The following is a 15,101-nucleotide window of genomic DNA, read 5'->3' as shown; positions in this document are numbered from 1 at the left end:
CGGACGCGGCCCGGCTCGGCGCGGCGCTCGCGGGTGCGGCCGCGGGCGAGGCGCTCCGGCGCGGACTCGTCGAGCGGTTCGACGAGGACTGGTGGCGGAACCCGCGGACCGCCGCGCACCTCGCCGGGCTCCTCGCGGCCGGGCGGCTCCCGGAGACGGAGGAGCCGCCGGCGCCCGTGCTGGCGGCGCGGCGGCTCGTGGAGAAGCTCGAGGGCCGGTGAGGGCCCGCGCCGGGCTAGGCCTTCCTGCGGAGCGCGCGGACGATCTTCTCCTTCGTGCGCGACGGCACCGGGGTGGGCGCCGGCCTCGCGCGCCGCGCCTCGTGTGCGGCCCTGTGCTCCTTCCACCGCAGGTGCGCCTCGATCTCGTAGGCGAGCAGCTCGATCTCGAGGTCGGTGAGGCCCGCGCCCGCCTTCTCGAGCGGGGCGGCCCGGGGCGGCGCCGCGCCGAGGCGCATCCGGAGGACCTTCTCCTCCTCGGGCGCGAGCTCCTTCGCGGGGGAGCGCCGGAGCGCGGCCTGCGCCGTGCCCTCGGTGACCACCGCGACGCCGGGCTTCTTCTTCTTGTCCATGGAGGTCATGGTAGGCGCGCACTGCCCCCTGTCCATTTTTCGCGAGGCCCCTCGGCCGCAGGGCAGACGTGGGATCAAGCCCACGATATCGCACACGATTCTCCACCCCGACCCCGCGTGATTTCCAGGCGTTGGGGGTCCCGTTCGCGCCGTTGCGCGGCGCCCTCACGCCCGGCATGTTGTGCCCCCAACGGAGGAAGGGCATGGCCGACTGGCGCGACAACATCCTCGAGGACGAAGCGGCGATCCGCGCGCTCCTGCGGTCCACACGGCGGGTGGCCGTCCTCGGCATCAAGACCGAGGCGCAGGCGAGCCAGGCGGCCTTCTACGTCCCGAAGTACCTCGCCGACGCGGGCGTCGAGATCGTGCCGGTGCCGGTGTACTACCCGGAGGTCCGGGAGATCCTCGGCCGGCGCGTGTACCGGAAGGTCGCGGACGTGCCGGGGGAGCTCGACCTCGTGGACGTGTTCCGCCGGCCGAAGGACGTCCCGGCGCACGTCGACGACCTGCTCGAGAAGCGGCCGCGCGCCGTCTGGCTCCAGCTCGGCATCCGGAACGACGCCGCCGCCGAGCGGCTCGCCCGCGCGGGGATACAGGTCGTCCAGGACCGCTGTCTCATGGTCGACTGGAGGCGGCTCGTCGCCGGGTGAGGCGAGGGCGCGCCGGCGGGCGGGATCCGCGCGCCTACTGCTCGTCGTCGGCCGGCTCGGACCCGCCCGCCTCGGCCTCGGTCTTCTTCTTGAGCCCCGCGGCCTCGAGCGCCCCCGCCACCCCGGGCGGCTTGCGGACGTCGGGCAGGGGCGCCTTCGGCGGCTGGATCGCGGCGGCCTTCTCGCCGAGCGAGGTCACCTGCGCGAGGAGCTCCACGGTGGCGCGCACGCCGGGGGCGTCCTTCACGGTGAACGCGCCGGCGAGCCGGACGCGCAGCGGGGCGCCGGTCTGGGCGTCGAGGAGGAGCTCGCCGTCGGCGGACTCCGGCACGCGGCCGTCGAGGAACTTGAACCGGACGGCGGTGTCGGGATCGGCCTTCCCGGCAGGCAGGGCGCGTGCCTTCGTCCCCGGCGCGGCGCCGGGCGCGAGCGCGAGCCGGTAGCGGCGCGCGGCGCGGCCGAGCACGGTCGCCTCCCCGGCGGGCTCGATGGCGAGGGCGCCGCCGTAGAGCGCCGCGAGCGCGCGGGCGACGTGGAAGCTGTCCTCGCGGAACCGCCGCGCGTCGCGGCCGTGATCGGTCGGGCGCTCACGGAACGGCGCGAACCGGGCCCGTGCGTAGGTCATCCCGCCCGCCCAGACGATCTGCTTGCCGGTGTCGGAGCCGGGTCCGAGCCCGGGATCGACGTCCGCCTCGACCTGGAACTCGCCGGTCGCGGCCTGGAGGATGCGGTGGCGCTCCAGGGCGTGGACCCTGGGCGGCGGCGGAGGAGGGGGCACGAACGGCGCCGGCTGGCCTTCCGCGGCGGGCGGCGGGGGCGGCGTGGGCTCGGCGGAGCCCTCGCTCGCGACCGTCCAGTCGACGGCGGCCGACCACTCGAACGAGCCGAGGGCCCGCGCGACGTCGTCCGCGGAGAGGGCGAGCGCCTCGGCCGGCTTCGAGAAGTCGAACGCGGCGTGCGCGGCGCGCTCGGCCTCGGCCTCGGCCTTGAGCCGCTCCTTCCCCTCGGAGCCGGAGCGGGAGCAGGCCGCGACGGCGGCGGCGAGGGTGAGGGCGAGCGTGCGGGTCATGCGGGCCGCGACTCTAGACCGGAAGGGACCGGAGGCGCCACGGCGCCTCCCTACGACACCCGGAGCAGGCGCGAGGGCACGAGCCGCCCCTGCGCGAGGTCGGTGCGCTGCGCGTCGCCGCCGGTCGCGGACGCGCTCGCCTCGACGTCTGCGAAGGCCACCCGGCCCTCCGCCCAGAGCAGGCGATCGCACAGGTGGAGGAGCTCAGCGAGCCCGTCGCGCGTCACCGCCGAGACCGGCACGCCCTCCTCGCGGTGCGCGAGCGCGGCGCCCTCGCCCGGGGGCAGCCGGTCGGTCTTGTTGAACACGAGCAGCCGCTGCTTCTCCTCGAGGCCGAGCGAGGCGAGGATCTTCTCGACCGCCGCGATCTGCTCCGGGTGCCGCGCGTCGGAGGCGTCCACGACGTGCAGCAGCAGGTCCGCGTCGGTGAGCTCCTCGAGCGTGGCGCGGAACGCGTTCACGAGATCGGGCGGCAGGTCGCGGATGAAGCCGACGGTGTCGGTGATGATGACCTCGCGGTCCCGCGGGAACCTGAGCCGGCGGCTCGTCGGGTCGAGCGTCGCGAAGAGCTTGTCCTCGGCGAGCACCGCCGAGTCGGTGAGCGCGTTGAGCAGCGTGGACTTGCCGGCGTTCGTGTAGCCCACGATGGAGAGCACCGGCAGGCCGCGGTCGTTCCGCTGCTTGCGGCGGAGCTGGCGGTTCGAGCCGAGCGCCTCGATGCGCCGCTCGAGCGCGGTGATCCGGTCGCGCACGCGGCGGCGGTCGATCTCGAGCTTCGTCTCGCCCGGGCCGCGCCCGCCGATGCCGCCGGCGAGCCGCGAGAGCGAGTCGTCGCGGCCGACCAGGCGCGGGTAGAGGTACTTGAGCTGGGCGAGCTCGACCTGGAGCTTGCCGTCGGCGCTCTGCGCGCGCTGCGCGAAGATGTCGAGGATGAGCTGGGTGCGGTCGAGGATCTTGAGGCTCGTCGCCTCGGCGATGTGGCGCGCCTGCGACGGGGACAGCTCCGCGTCGAAGACGATCACCGTGGCCATGAGCTGCATCGAGCGCAGCACCACGTCCTCGAGCTTGCCCTTGCCGATGAGGTAGCGCGGGTCGGGATCGCGGCGGAGCTGGACGGTCGCGTCGATCACCTCGACCCCCGCGGTCCGCGCGAGCTCCTTGAGCTCCTCGAGCGACGACTCCGCGTCGGCGCGGGTGCGGCCCTTGCCGCCGAAGCCGACCAGGATCGCCCGCTCGCGCCCGCCCGTGCGGCGCACCGCGCGCGCCCGGGCGAACTCCTCCTCGAGCGCGAGCGCCCCGCCGAGCGCGTCGTAGGAGAGCTCGTGGACGCTCGCCGCCTCCTCGTCCTTCCACATCGCGCCCTGCGCGTTCTCCGGCACGAGGTGCGCGTAGTGCACCTTGCCCGGGAACCCGTCATCGCGGACCTCGATCGCCGCGACGAGGTCGAGGCGCAGGAGCGCGAGGTCGGTGTGGTCGTCGCGCGTGAGCGGCTCGCCGTTGAGGTGCGTGTGCACGAGCCGCAGGCCGCGCAGGCGGCTCTCGCCGGCGCGGCCGCGCCCCACGTCGGGCAGCTCGAGCTTGCGGGCGTCGCCCACGATGACCGACTGGACGTCCCCCTTTCGGTCGAGGAGCACCCCGATCTGCCGGTTCGTCTCGTGCGACACCTCGGTGAGGTGGCGGGCGAGCTCCGGGGTCACGATCGAGCCGTCGTCGACGCGGCGGCGATAGGTGCGGCGGAGGGCGTGGAGCTGCGAGGGCTTGAGGCCGAGGGTGTTCCCTAGAACGTCTTGCATTTTCCGGCGTGCAGCATAGCCACGGGCGCGGCGCCGATCGAGCGGATCTGCCCGGTCGCGCAATCAACCCCGAGCGGTCGCGAGCGGGGAGCCGCGAGGGCGAGGCCTCGCTTCGAGCGGCGCGACGCGCGGGCGGCCCCCCGTCAGGCCGCCTCGGTCTCCGCGCCCAGGTCCACTCCCGCGGTGTCGATGCGGAGGTAGCGCAGGAGCCGCAGGTGGTGCTGCCGGAGGCCGCGCACCACCACGTGGCGGGGGCGGGCGGCGAGCGCCTGGGCGAGGAAGGCCACCCCGAAGTCGTGGAACTCGCGCACGTGGGTGAGATCGAGGTGCACCGCCTCGTCCACGGCTCCCTCGGCGAGCGCGCGCGTGACGCGCTGGGCCGCGGGCACGTCGAAGACGCCCTCGAGCTGCAGGAGGCGCACGGGTCCCGCCGTCGGTCTGTTCGCACTCATCTCTCTTTCCCCCCGCGGCACACGCCGCGAAGACGGGACGAGGTGGAAGATCCGTGCCGAGGGACGGCCCCGGGTCGGCGTACATGCTTCGTTCACGCAGGTCCGCGTTCCGATTGGCGATGCGCGCGGCGCATCACGGGGGGGATGCCTCGTTCGACCCTGTGTACGGGTCGCCCCAGGGTCGGGCTGCCGGAGCCGCGCGCAAGCGGGTGCCGCGCCGGCGGGCAACGCCCACCTTCACGGACATGGCCCCTCCGGAGGCGGTGCTCTTCGACGTGGACGGGACGCTCGTGGACTCGGTCGACCTGCACGCGCAGGCGTGGCGGGAGGCGCTCCGGAGGTTCGGCAAGGACGTGCCGCTCGAGGAGGTGCGCAGGCAGATCGGCAAGGGCGGCGACCAGCTCATCCCGGTGTTCCTGTCAGAGGACGAGCGCGCGCGGGACGGCGAGGCGCTCGAGCGCTTCCGCGGTGAGCTGTGGAGGAGGGAGTACATGGGGCGGGTGAGGCCGCTCCCGGGCGCGGCGGAGCTCGTGCGGCGGGTCCACGACGCGGGGCTGCGCGTCGCGCTCGCCTCGAGCGGCAAGGAGGACGAGGTGGAGCACAACCGCCGGCTGCTCGGGATCGGCGCGCTGCTCGAGGGCGCGACGACCGCCGACGACGCGGAGCGGTCGAAGCCGCACCCGGACATCTTCGAGGCGGCGCTCGCGCGCGTGCACGCGCCGCCGGACCGCGCCATGGCGGTGGGGGACTCGCCCTGGGACGCGCTCGCCGCGCGCCGCGCCGGCCTCCGCACGATCGGGCTCCTCTCCGGCGGCTTCGACGAGCGGGAGCTCCGCAGCGCGGGCTGCATCGCCATCTACGCCGGGCCCGAGGAGCTGCTCGCGCGCTTCGACGCGTCGCCGCTCGCGCGCGGGTGAGCCGCGCCGCGGCCCCGCCGAGGCACGCTATGCCCGCGAGGTGCGGCGGCGCGCGAAGCAGCGCGTCATCGCGAGCGCCCGCCCCCGTGGCGGCGCCGCCTCGACTCCGCCGGCGGACTCTGCTTCACTCGCCGGCCAGCATGGCGACCTTCGTCTCCCCCGAAGCCGAGGCGCCGACCGGCGCGCGCGCGGTCGTGAACGCCGCCGTGATCGTCGCGGCGCTCGGATACTTCGTCGACATCTACGACCTCATCCTCGTCTCGATCGTCCGCAAGCCGAGCCTCACCGCGCTGGGCGTCGCCCCCGAGCTGCTCCTCACCGAGGGGTTCTCGATCCTCAACTGGCAGATGGTGGGGATGCTCATCGGCGGGATCCTGTTCGGCGTGGTCGGCGACAAGCTCGGGCGGCTGCAGATCCTCTTCGGCTCGATCACGCTCTACTCGCTCGCGACGCTCGCGAACGGCTTCGTGCAGGACCTCGCCACCTACAAGCTCCTGCGCTTCGCGGCCGGGCTCGGGCTCGCCGGCGAGCTCGGCGCGGGCGTCACGCTCGTCTCCGAGATCCTGCCCGCCCGCCTGCGCGGCTACGGGACGATGATCGTCGCCTCGGTGGGGGTCTCGGGCGCGGTGGCGGGGAACCTCGTCGCGAAGTGGCTCGACTGGCGCTGGGCGTACCTCGTCGGCGGCGGGCTCGGCCTCGTGCTCCTCGTCCTGCGCATCAAGGTCCGCGAGTCGGGGATGTTCCGCCGCGCGGCGAAGGCGAAGGGCGTCTCGCGCGGCAACTTCCTCTCCCTCTTCACCGACGGGGAGCGGCTCACGCGCTACCTGGCGTCGATCCTCATCGCCGTGCCCATCTGGTTCGCGAACGCGATCCTGGTCCTCGGCGCGCCCGAGTTCGCCCAGGCGCTCGGCGTCACCGGGCCGGTGTCGGCGGGCGACGCGGTGGCCTTCTTCTACGGCGGGCTCGTCGCCGGCGATCTCGCGAGCGGGACGCTCTCCCAGGTGCTCCGGAGCCGGCGCAAGGTGGTGCTCCTCTTCCTCTCCCTCCTCGCGGGCGCGATCGCCGCCTACTTCCTCGCCGGCCGGGGCGCCTCCCCGGCGCGGTTCCTCGTGCTCTGCGGCCTGCTCGGAGTGACGAGCGGCTACTGGGCCATCTTCGTCACCGTCGCCGCCGAGCAGTTCGGCACGAACATCCGCGCCACCGTGGCGACGACCGTGCCGAACTTCGTCCGCGGCCTCGTCGTGGTGGTGACCTCGTCGTTCGTGTTCCTGCGCCCGTCCCTCGGCCTCCTCGGCGGGGCGCTCGCCGTGGGCGCGGTCTGGTTCACGCTGGCCCTCGTCTCCGCGCTCCGGCTGCGGGAGACGTTCGGGGTCGATCTCGACTACCTCGAGCGCGATTAGAGAGAGCCCATGTCGCTCTACGTGGTGGACGTCGAGGCGGACGGCCCGATCCCGGGGAAGTACTCGATGGTGTCGCTCGGCGCGGTGCTCGTCGAGCCGGGGCTCGGCCGGACGTTCTACGGGCGCACGCGCCCGATCTCCGATGCGTTCCTCCCCGAGGCGCTCGCCGTGTCGGCGACGACGCGCGAGGAGCACCTGCGCTACGACGAGCCGGGCGAGGTGATGGCGGCGTTCGAGCGCTGGATCCAGGAGACGACGCGCGGGAAGCCGGTCTTCTTCTCGGACAACCTCGCCTTCGACTGGCAGTTCGTGAACTGGTACTTCCACACCTACCTCTCCCGGAACCCCTTCGGCTGGAGCGGCCGGCGCATCGGCGACCTCTACTGCGGGATGGTGAAGGACGCGTACGCGCAGTGGAAGCACCTGCGCAAGACCGGGCACGACCACCACCCCGTGAACGACGCCAGGGGGAACGCCGAGGCGATCCTCGCCATGATCGAGATGGGGTTGAAGCTCCAGGCGCGGTGAAGCGCGCCGCCGCCGCGGCTAGAGCGCGGTCGCCGCGCGCGTCGCCGACAGCGTGCTCCAGGACGAGATCGTCGTCGTGGGCGGTATCGGCGTCGGGGTCGTGGACGCGGGCGCGAGCCGCGCGTCCACGGTGGACGGCTGGGCGCGCACGCTCCAGACGTACGCCGCGCCGGCCGGCACGTACAGGCCGAGCGCGGCGAGGTCCGGCACGGTGAAGGACTGCTCCGCCGTGGTGACGCGCACGTCGGCGGCGCCCGGCGTGCTGGACACGAGCGCGAGGACGTGGACGCCGGGCTCGCTCGACCACGCGAACCGCGTCCCTACCCCGAGGGTCGCGCCCTCCGCCGGCTCGAGGAGCACCGGCAGCGGATGCAGCGCGAGCTCGACCGGGCTCGCCGGCGACGTCCCCCCGGACCACGACGCCGTGGTGGTGCCGCCTCCCGCGGGGCTCGCGATGACGTACAGCATCGTCCGGAGGTCCGGGGCGGTCGGCATGAGGAACGTGCTCGCGCCCGGCGCGGCGCTGCCCGCGGCGTGCAGCCAGTAGATGGCCGGGGTCCCGAGCGCGAACCCCATCATGGCCTGGGGCGACACGCCGTCCGGCGCGGTCACGTTCACGGCGAGGGGGGCGGTCGGCAGCGGCGCGAGCGCGAGGGCGGAGACGTCGGTCGACGCGCCGATGCGCAGCGTGACGGAGTCCTGGCGCGCGAGCCAGAACGCGTCGGGCGCGCTCGACGTGCACGCGCCGGGGCACGCCCAGTACACGGCGGCGAGCGTGCCCGTCGCGACGTCGGTTCCGCCCAGGGTGGCGGAGTACGTGCCGGCCGTGCCGGGTGGCCGTGCCGTGCCCATCCAGCCCACGGTGCCCGCGGAGAACGTGAGCTGCCCGCTGCCCTCGTGGCCGGCGGGCGGGCACCCCGCGCCGCCGCAGTCGCCCGTGATCGTCGTCGTGAAGCCGGCGCCGAGGGGGGTCGTGCCCCCCGGGACGCCGAGCCGCACCTCGGGGCTGGCCCGCGTGACGCCCACGTAGAGCTCCACCTGTTCGCCCTTGATGACCGCGAGGTCGTAGGGCGAGCCGTCCACCAGGAGGGAGAAGGTGCCCTCCAGGTCAGTCGTCGTCGAGCGCCAGCCGCCCCCCGTCCGCGTCGCGACCCGGGCGCCCGCGACCGGCAGCCGGTCCGAGCCCAGCACCTTGCCGGTCACGCCGAACGGGCTGCTCGTCCCGCCATCGCCGCCGCTGCAGGCGGAGAGGAGCGCGGCGGCGAGGATGAGGACGGTGCGGCGCATGGTGCCTCCTCGATGAAGGAGAGGCACGACGCCTATCACGCGCCGTGCACGGCATCCACCCGGCGTCATCATGCGCGTCGGGGCATGTGGGGAACGGGCGGAGCCTCGGCGCGAGGTCCCGGCGTGTCGACGCGCGCCCGCGCGTGGCAGGGTGCGGCGCCCGGGGCGCGATCGCCTGGGGAGGAGCCGCCCTCGACGCCGCTCGCGCTTTCGTGTTTCCTCCGCGCCGTGACGCTCTTCCTCACCGGCGCGACGCTGGGGCTCTCCGCCGCCGCCCAGCCCGGGCCGTACCAGGCCTACCTCCTCGCGCAGTCGCTCCGGAACGGCGCCCTCCGCACGCTCCCGGTCGCGCTCGTGCCGTTCCTCTCGGATCCGGCGGTCATCGCGGTCGTCCTCCTCGTCCTCTCCCAGCTCCCCTCGGGGCTCCTGCGCGGCCTGCAGATCGTGGGCGGCGTCGTCGTCCTGTGGCTCGCGGTCGCGACGCTCCGGGCCGCGCGCGCCGGCGTCGTCGCGGAGGGGCGGGCGCCGCCCCGCGGGATCGTGCGCGCGACCCTCGTGAACCTCACGAACCCGAACGCCTGGATCTTCTGGAGCCTCGTGGGCGGCCCGCTGCTCGCCGAGGCGTGGCAGGCCGCTCCGGCGCGCGCCCTCGCCTTCCTCGCCGGCTTCTACCTCTTCCTCACCGGCGGGAACCTCGCCATCGTCGGCCTCGCGGGCGCGGCGAGCCGGCTCGGACCCCGCTTCACGCGGGCGCTCGGGGTCCTCTCCGGCGCCGTCCTGCTCGCCTTCGGCGCATGGCAGATCGGCCGCGGGCTCGCCGGGAGCTGACGCGAACCGCCGCCGGCGGATCCGCACCCGCGCCGTGCGCCCACTCCACCTTCGCGGGCGGCAAGGCGAGCGGCGCTGGCGCGCCGTGACCCGGCCGGTGCCGGGCGCGGGCCGGATGGGTTAGGCTCTCGCCCCCATGCGCAGCGCCCTCTCCCGCACGAAGCGGCTCGTGGTGAAGGTCGGCACCGGCACGCTCACCGATCCGAGCGGCCGGTTCGATCGAGAGAACTGCGCCCGGCTGGGCGCGGAGCTCGCGGCGCTCGCGCGCGATCACCGGGTGGTGCTCGTCTCGTCCGGCGCGGTGGCGCTCGGCGCGGAGCGGCTCGGGCTCGTCCGCACGAAGGGCAAGCCCTGGGACATCCCGACGAAGCAGGCCTGCGCCGCGGTGGGCCAGCCCCACCTCATGGCCGCCTGGGGCGACGCCCTCGGCGCGCACGGCCTCACCGTCGCGCAGGTGCTCCTCACCGCCGACGACCTCGCCTCGCGCAAGCGCTTCCTCAACGCGCGGCGCACCTTCGAGAAGCTCCTCGAGGCCGGCGTCGTTCCCGTCGTGAACGAGAACGACACCGTCGCGGTGGACGAGATCAAGGTGGGCGACAACGACACGCTCGCGGGGCTCGTCGCGGGGTGCGTGGAGGCCGGGCTCGTCGCGATGCTGACGGACGTGGAGGGGCTCTACGACCGGAACCCCGCCGAGCGGGGCGCGACGCTCCTCCACGACGTTCCCCGCGTGACGGCCGAGATCGAGCGGTTCGCGGGCGGCGCCGGCAGCGAGCGCAGCGTCGGCGGGATGGCCACCAAGGTGAAGGCGGCGCGCCGGCTCGGCGCCCAGGGAGTCGTCACTGCCCTCCTCTCCGGGCGCCGGGAGGGGGCGCTCGCGGCGCTCCTCGCGGGCGAGCCGGTGGGGACGGTGTTCGCGCGGGGCGCGGCCCGGCTCACCTCGCGGAAGGGCTGGCTCGCCGCCGCCGCCAAGGGCAAGGGCGTCATCGTGGTGGACCCGGGCGCGCGCCGGGCGCTCACCGAGCAGGGCCGCTCCCTCCTCCCGTCGGGGGTCCGGTCCGTCGAGGGCCAGTTCGGGGTAGGCGACCCGGTGGACATCGCCGTGGACCCGGCGAGGCCGTTCGCGCGCGGGCTCGCCGGCTACGCCGCGGAGGAGATCCGCAAGATCGCTGGGCTGAAGACGAGCGAGATCGAGCGGGCGCTCGGGTATAAGTACCTCGACGAGATCGTCCACCGGGACGATCTCGTCGTGCTCGAACCCCGGGAATGACGGCCATGAGACGACCCGCGAGCGAGGGGCTCGCTGCCGAGATGCGGCGGCTCGCGGAGGCGTCCCGCGACGCCGCGCGCGTGCTCGGCTGCGCGGAGACGCGCGCGAAGGACGCCGCGCTGCGCGCCGCCGCCGACGCCATCGGCCGGCGGCGGGCGGAGATCCTCGCCGCGAACGCCGAGGACCTCGCCGCCGCGCGCGCCGCGGGGCAGTCCGCCGCCTACCTCGACCGGCTCGCGCTCGACGACAGGCGGCTCGAGGAGATCGCCGGCGCGCTGCGCGAGGTCGCGGCCCTGCCCGACCCGGTGGGCGAGGTGACCGCGAGCTGGCGGCGCCCGAACGGCCTCTCGGTGAAGAAGGTCCGCATCCCGCTGGGCGTCGTGCTGATGGTGTACGAGGCGCGGCCGAACGTGACGGTGGACGCGGCGGCGCTCTGCGTGAAGAGCGGCAACGCCGCCATCCTGCGGCCCGGCTCGGACGCGCTCCGCTCGTCGCTCGCGCTCCAGGCCGCCTTCGCGGAGGGGCTCGCCGCGGCGGGCCTGCCGGCGGCGAGCGCCCAGGTCGTGCCCACCGCCGACCGCGAGGCGACCTTCGAGCTGCTGAAGCTCGACGATCTCATCGACCTCGCCATCCCGCGCGGCGGCCCGTCGCTCATCCGCGCCGTCGCGGAGCGGTCGCGCGTGCCGGTGGTGAAGCACTACCAGGGCGTCTGCCACCTCTACCTCGACGAGAGCGCACCGCTCGAGCAGGCGAAGGACCTCGCGCTGAACGGCAAGGTGCAGCGCCCCGCCGTGTGCAACGCGACCGAGTGCCTCCTCGTGCACCGGGAGGCGGCCGGGCGGCTCCTCCCCGGGGTGGGGCGCGCCCTCGCCGACGCCGGCGTCGAGCTCCGCTGCTGCCCGACCTCGCTCACCATCCTCGCCCGCGCGGGCGTCCCCGCGGTGGCCGCCGCGCCCGACGACTTCGGCAAGGAGTTCTCGGACAAGATCCTGGCGGTGCGCGTGGTCCACGATCTCGACGGCGCGCTCGATCACATCGCCCGCTACGGCTCGCTCCACACCGAGGCGATCCTGACGCGGGACCTCGCGAGCGCGCGCCGCTTCGAGCGCGAGGTGACGGCGAGCGCGGTCATGGTGAACGCCTCGACCCGGTTCAACGACGGCGGCGAGCTCGGCCTGGGAGCCGAGATCGGAATCTCAACGACGAAGCTCCACGCGTTCGGCCCCATGGGCCTCTCCGAGCTGACCACCCAGAAGTACGTGGTGGAAGGCGACGGACACGTGCGGAGCTAGGGGAAAGAATGGCGATCAAGAAGAAGGCGATTGCGAAGAAGGCGACGAGGAAGACGACCGCGAAGTTCGGAAAGGCGCCCGCGCGCGGCGGGAGGCAGTCCGCGCGGGGCGGGAAGATCCCGGCGAAGCGGCGGCGCGTCCCCGCGCCGGCGTCGCAAGCGCAGAAGCGGACCCCGCGCGCGCCGAAGCGGGCCGCCGCCGCCGGGCTCCCTTCCGCCGCCGCCGAGGCCGCCGCGCCGATGCCCGACGTCGCCCGCCCGACCGCGCTCGCGATCGCCCAGGCCGGCCTCGACAAGAAGGCCGAGGACGTGACGGTGCTCGACGTCCGCGGCCTCACGAGCTACGCGGACTACTTCGTCGTCATGACGGCCGACTCGGACCGGCAGGCCTCCGCCATCGCCGATCACGTCGAGCAGACCATGAAGCAGCAGGGCGTCTCCAAGGTCGGCGTCGAGGGCTACGAGACCGGCCGCTGGATCCTCGTCGACTACGGCGACGTGGTCGCGCACGTGATGAGCCGCGACTCACGCGGCTTCTACGACATCGAGGGGCTCTGGGCGGACGCGCCGCGCTTCACCGTGGAGGCGTGAGGCCTCCGCCGCTCCACGGATTTCACCAGCGAAGCGAGCTCGGCGGGGCGACGCCGCCCCGCGGGGCAGGGCGGCCGTGGATCAGAAGCGCGGGTGGCAGTAGTTGCAGGCCCAGTAGAACTCGTACGCGTCGCCCCAGCGCAGCGGCTTGACGCTGCCCGCGTCGGCGTACGCCTGCCGCTCGAGGTGGCAGCCCACGTTGGAGCAGGTGCGGGTGGCCGGGTCGTAGCTCGCGTGCTCGAGCGAGACGGCGAGCACGCTCGTCCCGTCGGACGCCTTGCGCACCTCCGTGCCCGGCGGGAGCGCCGCGGCGTCGACCCGCACGTTGAAGGGCCACACGTAGTACGGCGCGATCGGTCCCGGCGGCGTGAGCAGCGGGAGCCCGGTGCCGGGGTAGTACGAGGGCAGCGTCGGGCGGGGATCGAACACCACGTCGGCCCGGCCGTTCACGTGGCGGAGCGGGAGCACCTTGCCCGAGCCCATGCGCGCGCGCGCGCCGTCGTGGCAGGTCGCGCACTGCGACGACTGCCAGTCCAGGGATTCCTTGCGCGTCGGGTCGGCTTCGGGCACGTCGAGCGCGTAGCTGCCCCGGGTGTCGAGGTAGTAGAAGCCGCCCCCCTTCACGTTGGCGGGGTCCACCGTGTCGAAGTGGCAGGTCTGGCAGGTGATGGGCGCGGCCGCGCTCTCGCCCGCCCAGCCGAGGCCCCCGCCGTGCTTCGAGCCCGACGGGTGCCACGCGCCGGGCAGGCCCGCGTAGTGGCCCCACTCCCAGCCGTCGCCGGCGAGCTGCAGGTGCGAGTTGGGCGCGGCGCTCGCCGAGCCGGCGGAGCGATAGCGGGGCGGGTTCCCGTGGCAGCCGTCGCAGCCGAGCGCGCCGGGCGCCGCGGTCCAGGCGGGCGTCGTGCGGTAGTCGAGCGGCGCGTGGGGCGCGGCGAGGCCGCTCGAGTGGCAGTAGACGCCGCTGCACGTCCCCGTCGCAGGATCCCAGGCCGCCTGCGGCGCGTTGCGGCGCTTGATGGCGTCGCCCGCGACCGGCTGTGGCGGCGGGGTGAGCACGACGTCCGGCAGCCCGTCGTTCCCGAGGTCGGCCTCGTGCGCCGCCGGATCGAGCGGGTGGCAGTGGCCGCACCCGAAGGCGTAGCGCGTGCCGCCCGTCGCCACGTCCTCGAGGATGCGCAGGTCGCCGTAGACGAGCGCGTCTGCGCCGACCATCATCGCGTGCGCGAGGTGGGCGCCCGTCGCCGGAGGGGCGCCGTGGCAGGAGTCGCAGGCGCCAGTCGAGACGGGCGGCGGCTCGCCGGGGGGCGGCGGCGCCCGGGTCGGCCCGATGGGCGCACGGGAGTCGCACGCGCTCCCGAGGAGCAGCGCGAGCGCGAGCGCGCGCAGCGCGTCCTTCAACGAGATGCGCGCCATCGATCCTCCCAGAGACTTCCCCCGCCGGGATCCTCGGGGAATCGCGCCGCTCGCGCCAGTTTTCGCCGTCAGGCGTCCGCGGCCGCCGGCGCGTCGCGCGTGGCGAGCGCCGCCGCGGCGAGCACCATGGCGCCGCCGAGCGCGAGGTTCCAGCCGACGGCCTCGCGGAGCAGGACCGCGCCCAGGGTGACCGCCACGGTGGTGTCGAGGAGCGGGAGCGCGCCGATGGCGGCGATGGGCACGCGCGGCACGAGCCAGTAGAGCCCGATGTAGGTGAGGGCCGTCCCGAACACCGCGAGGTAGGCGAGCGCGCCCAGCGCGGCAGGCGTGTACTCCGCGGGCCGGCCGTGCTCGAGCGCCAGCGCCGCGGCGAGGAGCACGACGGCGCCCACGAGCGTCTGGCCCGCCGTCATGGCGAGCGGCGAGACGGCGAGGAGGTGGCGCCGCACGAGGACGTTCGCGAGCGCGACGACGATGGAGGCGCAGAGGATGAGCGCGCCCCCGAGCGCGAGCCGGCCCGAGCTCTGGAGCGAGCCGAGGTGAGGCGCCTGGAGGACGGCGATGCCCGCGACGCCGAGGGCGGCGGAGGCGAGCTTCGTCGGCGTGAGCCGCTCGCCGGGGAGGAAGACCCGCGCGAGGAGCGCGATCCAGACCGGGAAGCTCGCGAAGAGCAGCGCGGCGAGGCCCGAGGGGACCCACTGCTGCGCGACGAACATGAGCCCGTAGGGGAGGGCGATCTGGAAGATCCCCACGAGCGCGATGCGGGGCCCCGCCTCGCCGACGAGCACGCGCCAGGCCCCGCCGCGCAGCGCGAACGGCGCGAGGAGCGCCGCCGCGAGCGCCATCCGCACGCCCGCGAAGCGCAGCGGCGGCAGGTGCTCGAGCCCGACGCGGATGACCGACCAGGTCGAGCCCCACAGGAACGCGATGGCGACGTAGACGAGGACGATGCGGGCGCGCACGGGGGCGCATCCTATAGCGCCGCCGCCTCGAGGTGCTCTCGCGCCGGAGCCCGGCTCGCGCGAGCGGGCCGTCACGGCG

Annotated in this window: 15 protein-coding genes and 1 pseudogene; 9 read left to right on the top strand and 7 right to left on the bottom strand. The window is 74.9% G+C overall.

Annotated features, from left to right (window positions below; translation table 11 throughout):
* A pseudogene (locus tag MNZ39_RS14450) lies at nucleotides 1-221 on the top strand (hypothetical protein); the annotation flags it as partial.
* A gap of 14 nt (nucleotides 222-235) precedes the next feature.
* Here the strand turns inward: MNZ39_RS14450 and MNZ39_RS14445 are convergent.
* Nucleotides 236-571, bottom strand: a complete 336-nt coding sequence (locus tag MNZ39_RS14445; protein WP_242339686.1) for a hypothetical protein — start codon at nucleotides 569-571, stop codon at nucleotides 236-238.
* Nucleotides 572-774: 203 nt separating this feature from the next.
* On the opposite strand from MNZ39_RS14445, the gene MNZ39_RS14440 reads away from it, so the two are divergent.
* On the top strand, nucleotides 775-1,221 hold the full coding sequence (locus tag MNZ39_RS14440) for a CoA-binding protein (protein WP_242339684.1): 447 nt from the start codon (nucleotides 775-777) through the stop codon (nucleotides 1,219-1,221).
* A 34-nt stretch (nucleotides 1,222-1,255) separates the two neighbouring features.
* On the opposite strand, the gene MNZ39_RS14435 is transcribed toward MNZ39_RS14440, so the two are convergent.
* The 3 genes from MNZ39_RS14435 to MNZ39_RS14425 all read right to left on the bottom strand — a co-directional run bounded on the left by MNZ39_RS14435 (nucleotide 1,256) and on the right by MNZ39_RS14425 (nucleotide 4,535).
* Nucleotides 1,256-2,290, bottom strand: coding sequence for a hypothetical protein (locus MNZ39_RS14435; RefSeq protein WP_242339682.1), 1,035 nt, complete (start codon nucleotides 2,288-2,290; stop codon nucleotides 1,256-1,258).
* Nucleotides 2,291-2,340: 50 nt separating this feature from the next.
* The gene (hflX, locus tag MNZ39_RS14430) at nucleotides 2,341-4,083 is read right to left on the bottom strand and encodes a GTPase HflX (RefSeq protein WP_242339680.1); all 1,743 of its coding nucleotides are present in this window, start codon (nucleotides 4,081-4,083) and stop codon (nucleotides 2,341-2,343) included.
* A 143-nt stretch (nucleotides 4,084-4,226) separates the two neighbouring features.
* The gene (locus MNZ39_RS14425) at nucleotides 4,227-4,535 is read right to left on the bottom strand and encodes an STAS domain-containing protein (RefSeq protein WP_242339678.1); all 309 of its coding nucleotides are present in this window, start codon (nucleotides 4,533-4,535) and stop codon (nucleotides 4,227-4,229) included.
* A gap of 245 nt (nucleotides 4,536-4,780) precedes the next feature.
* Between MNZ39_RS14425 and MNZ39_RS14420 the strand changes: the two genes are divergently transcribed.
* The 3 genes from MNZ39_RS14420 (at nucleotide 4,781) to MNZ39_RS14410 (ending at nucleotide 7,380) form a co-directional block, all read left to right on the top strand.
* Nucleotides 4,781-5,452, top strand: coding sequence for an HAD family hydrolase (locus MNZ39_RS14420; protein WP_242339676.1), 672 nt, complete (start codon nucleotides 4,781-4,783; stop codon nucleotides 5,450-5,452).
* Nucleotides 5,453-5,592: 140 nt separating this feature from the next.
* Nucleotides 5,593-6,852: an MFS transporter gene (locus MNZ39_RS14415; RefSeq protein ID WP_242339674.1), complete on the top strand. Its 1,260-nt coding sequence runs from the start codon at nucleotides 5,593-5,595 to the stop codon at nucleotides 6,850-6,852.
* Nucleotides 6,853-6,861: 9 nt separating this feature from the next.
* Nucleotides 6,862-7,380 (top strand): 3'-5' exoribonuclease domain-containing protein, encoded by a 519-nt coding sequence (locus MNZ39_RS14410; RefSeq protein ID WP_242339671.1) that lies wholly within the window; start codon nucleotides 6,862-6,864, stop codon nucleotides 7,378-7,380.
* An 18-nt stretch (nucleotides 7,381-7,398) separates the two neighbouring features.
* Here the strand turns inward: MNZ39_RS14410 and MNZ39_RS14405 are convergent, their stop codons facing one another.
* Nucleotides 7,399-8,667: a hypothetical protein gene (locus MNZ39_RS14405; RefSeq protein ID WP_242339670.1), complete on the bottom strand. Its 1,269-nt coding sequence runs from the start codon at nucleotides 8,665-8,667 to the stop codon at nucleotides 7,399-7,401.
* Between the two features lie 228 nt (nucleotides 8,668-8,895).
* Between MNZ39_RS14405 and MNZ39_RS14400 the strand changes: the two genes are divergently transcribed.
* From MNZ39_RS14400 to rsfS, 4 genes are all read left to right on the top strand, one after another.
* On the top strand, nucleotides 8,896-9,495 hold the full coding sequence (locus MNZ39_RS14400; protein WP_242339668.1) for a LysE family translocator: 600 nt from the start codon (nucleotides 8,896-8,898) through the stop codon (nucleotides 9,493-9,495).
* A 136-nt stretch (nucleotides 9,496-9,631) separates the two neighbouring features.
* A complete protein-coding gene (proB, locus tag MNZ39_RS14395) occupies nucleotides 9,632-10,765 on the top strand; it encodes a glutamate 5-kinase (protein WP_242339666.1) in 1,134 nt (377 codons plus the stop codon).
* A 5-nt stretch (nucleotides 10,766-10,770) separates the two neighbouring features.
* Nucleotides 10,771-12,057: a glutamate-5-semialdehyde dehydrogenase gene (locus MNZ39_RS14390; protein WP_242339664.1), complete on the top strand. Its 1,287-nt coding sequence runs from the start codon at nucleotides 10,771-10,773 to the stop codon at nucleotides 12,055-12,057.
* Between the two features lie 8 nt (nucleotides 12,058-12,065).
* Nucleotides 12,066-12,647, top strand: a complete 582-nt coding sequence (gene rsfS, locus MNZ39_RS14385) for a ribosome silencing factor (RefSeq protein ID WP_242339662.1) — start codon at nucleotides 12,066-12,068, stop codon at nucleotides 12,645-12,647.
* Nucleotides 12,648-12,728: 81 nt separating this feature from the next.
* On the opposite strand, the gene MNZ39_RS14380 is transcribed toward rsfS, so the two are convergent.
* Complete coding sequence (locus MNZ39_RS14380; protein WP_242339660.1) at nucleotides 12,729-14,060, bottom strand: CxxxxCH/CxxCH domain-containing protein; 1,332 nt, start codon at nucleotides 14,058-14,060, stop codon at nucleotides 12,729-12,731.
* A 68-nt stretch (nucleotides 14,061-14,128) separates the two neighbouring features.
* Complete coding sequence (locus tag MNZ39_RS14375) at nucleotides 14,129-15,022, bottom strand: DMT family transporter (RefSeq protein WP_242339658.1); 894 nt, start codon at nucleotides 15,020-15,022, stop codon at nucleotides 14,129-14,131.
* Between the last annotated feature and the right edge of the window lie 79 nt (nucleotides 15,023-15,101).

Source organism: Anaeromyxobacter sp. SG66 (assembly GCF_022690805.1).
Classification (GTDB): domain Bacteria; phylum Myxococcota; class Myxococcia; order Myxococcales; family Anaeromyxobacteraceae; genus Anaeromyxobacter; species Anaeromyxobacter soli.
The sequence above is the reverse complement of the archived record's forward strand: the minus strand, read 5'-3'. Positions and strand labels throughout refer to the sequence as shown.